Here is a 3037-nt window from a genome sequence, read left to right as displayed (position 1 = left end):
AATCAATGCCTTGCTTTCATCCATTTTTCCTGCGCCTAAATAGATCATCTAATTAATGGAATTGGTATTACCTGTTTTTCACAATAAGATTTTTTCAGCTTGCAAAAGATCATTTTTTAATCCTTGCAGTAAAACCACATCTCCTACTTTAAAACGCACCTCTGCAGATATTACAACCTCTTCGCCACCTTGTCGGTGTAATGATTTTATAATTATTCCTGAAAGGTGCAGCTGATCTACATAACTGCCCAGTACTTCTGAACTTTCAGTTAATACAACCGCATGCAACGGCTCAATAAGCCATTCATCTTTTTCTTTTTGACTATTTTGTCCATAGTAAAAACCATGCAGATGTTGGTATTTAGTTCTACGCTCACAATCTAAGCGCTCCATTATCCGCCGCCGTGGAATACCCGATAAAAATAAAACTTGCGCAACCAGCATCAAACTGCCTTCTAATACTTCAGGGATAACTTCACTTGCCCCTGCATCTAGTAACTCCTGTAAACCTTTATCATTTTTAGTGCGCACTAATACTTTTACGTTGGGGTTGATCAAACGAATTTGTCCTAATAGTGTCATTGAACGCTGCAGATCATCAAAGGTAATAATTAACAGTTTGGCTTTTTCTATACCTGCTATCAGTAATATTTCGCGCCGACTTGCATCACCAAATTCAATTTGTTCCCCCCCTTCCCGTGCTTCTTTAACGCGCATTGGATCTCTATCTAATACAATAAAGGGTAATGATTCACTTCTTAAAAAACGCGACACAATCTGCCCGACACGCCCGTAACCACAAATAATGGTGTGATCGCTAAATTGCCCAGGTAAGGTTTTTTGAAAGCGAAATACGTTTTCATAATGATGCAGCATTTCACGGGTAATATTTTGACTGTATTTCACCAACAGAGGCGTTAATGACATACTAATCACCCCCGTTGCAATAAGCAGGGAAGATAACTGCTCATCTAATAATTGATACTTATTAGCCATAGCCACCAATATAAAACCAAACTCGCCCATTTGCGCCAAAACGATGCCCACCCCCAGTGAAGTTTTCAACTTTTCTCTCATTATCAAGGCTGCCAGCATAATAGTCACTGTTTTAGCGACCATCACGCCAACCACAATCAGTAGCAAGGTGCTAAGGTTATCGCGTAATACTTCGAAATGTAACAGGGTGCCGATTGAGATAAAAAACATCGCCATCAAGATATCTTTAAAGGGACGAATATCAGCAGAGAGCTGATGCCGATAATGGCTTTCTGCCAACATCATGCCCGCCAAAAAGGCCCCCAATGCCATCGACAAACCCAGCAGTTGTGTAAACCAGGCAGCCAGCAAGGTGACAAAAAGTGTCGATAAAATAAAAACTTCATCGAAACGCAAACTGCCCATTTCATAAAAAAAACGTGGTAATAACCAACGACCTGTTGATAATAAAACAGCAACGGCAAATGTACCTTTCAAAAAAGCAATCGATAAAGGTATTACAAATTCGCCTTCTAATACAGGCATTGCAATAATAGGAATAACAATTAAAAAAGGAACAACGGCAAGATCCTGGAACAGTAAAATCGCAATTGCCAGTTTACCCGTTTGCGAATGTAACCTTTGCTGATCCGACAATACTTTAACAATGATTGCTGTTGATGACATGGTTAAGACACTCGCCACAGTAAACGATTGCTGCCATGTCATCTCAAATAACTGACTTAACGAATAAAACATCAAAAACGAAACTATTACCTGTAATACTCCCACACCAAATACTGAGCGGCGCATCTCAATTAATTTATTTAAGGAAAATTCCAAACCTAATGAGAACATTAAAAAAACGATACCGAATTCAGCAACCAGCTCTATTTCGCGATAGGAATCAAGAAAATTTAGTAAAGAAGGACCGAGCATAAAGCCAGTAAACAGGTAGGCGACAATATTCGACAACCTAAATCGTCGAAATACAATCACACTAATGATGGCAAAAAATAACAATAATAAAAGATCGCTTAGCACTATCTTAAATCTCTCCTAATTGACGCGCCTGTTAAACAGCCCTTTTAGCGTCAATAAACCGTTTCAAAAAAAGAGCATACTTATAAATAGCCCCGGTTTGCATTATGGAAATTTTTATTTTTTTTAATTTAAAGCCAATATTTTCTAAAAGGGAAAATAATCAATTCTAGTAATTGCAGTAAACTTGCTCCTCTCAGCTGGAGTTCAAAACGTTTTAGGTAAGGCCGATAATTGCTCTAGCCGGTATTTCAATTGTGAAATAATCTAACGCAGTATAAAACGCCTGCAACCCCGCCCTCCGAGAGGCGCCGTGCGATTCCATTTTCATTATTGCGTCAATTTGAAAAGGAGTAGCCATTCCTAAATCGACGCGCATGGAACTGCAACAGCACAGCGTATTCTGAGTGAGAACTTAATTATGCAATTTACTATTAGTCAAAGCCAGTACCTTAAGCATAGCCAAAACCCAGCAAATCATGAACATTTATCCCCCTCACTTCTTTGTTCATTTTGTTAGATATGGCATGAAATGTGCATTTAAAATAAAAAAGGCGTCAACTGGTTAAATAAAGGAGTTTATTATCGAAACAATAACACAAGCTGAAATAGGGGTTTATCCTCACAGCAACAAGCTGTTTGCGGTATTTTCCAATGATCCTCTATTAACAGTTGAAAACAGACTGGCTATTCTCGAGCTGCTGCAAGAAACGTTAGATTTAAAAGAGATGATGAACAATTTTTCCTCTTTAGCGGCAAAGTTTGTCCGCCCGTTTAATATCCGCTTTCAATCTGCACATGGATTTTTTAGCCTGAAAAATGAGGGGAAATTTCCACATCATAAAAGCTACAACCTGTCTTTGTCTTCAACAAGTGCCAGAATTGGCTCTATCACATACCAAAGTGAAACTCCGATTAGTGCAAATGAAGATAAATTACTGACAGAGCTGCATCATTTATTGGTCGTAAATTTAAAGCACGCACTAAAATTTTCAGAATTAAGCTCAATGGTATTTAAAGA

Annotated in this window: 1 protein-coding gene and 1 pseudogene; one reads left to right on the top strand and one right to left on the bottom strand. The window is 38.4% G+C overall.

From position 1 onward, the window contains the following. Positions 1-78 precede the first annotated feature (78 nt). Positions 79-2019 (bottom strand): cation:proton antiporter, encoded by a 1941-nt coding sequence (locus AC4GME_RS18400; protein ID WP_490378818.1) that lies wholly within the window; start codon positions 2017-2019, stop codon positions 79-81. 728 nt (positions 2020-2747) lie between these two features. Between AC4GME_RS18400 and AC4GME_RS18395 the strand changes: the two are divergent. Then, positions 2748-3037, top strand: a pseudogene (locus AC4GME_RS18395) (GGDEF domain-containing protein); the annotation flags it as partial.

The sequence above is a fragment of the Psychromonas sp. genome (assembly GCF_983033635.1).
The sequence above is the reverse complement of the archived record's forward strand: the minus strand, read 5'-3'. Positions and strand labels throughout refer to the sequence as shown.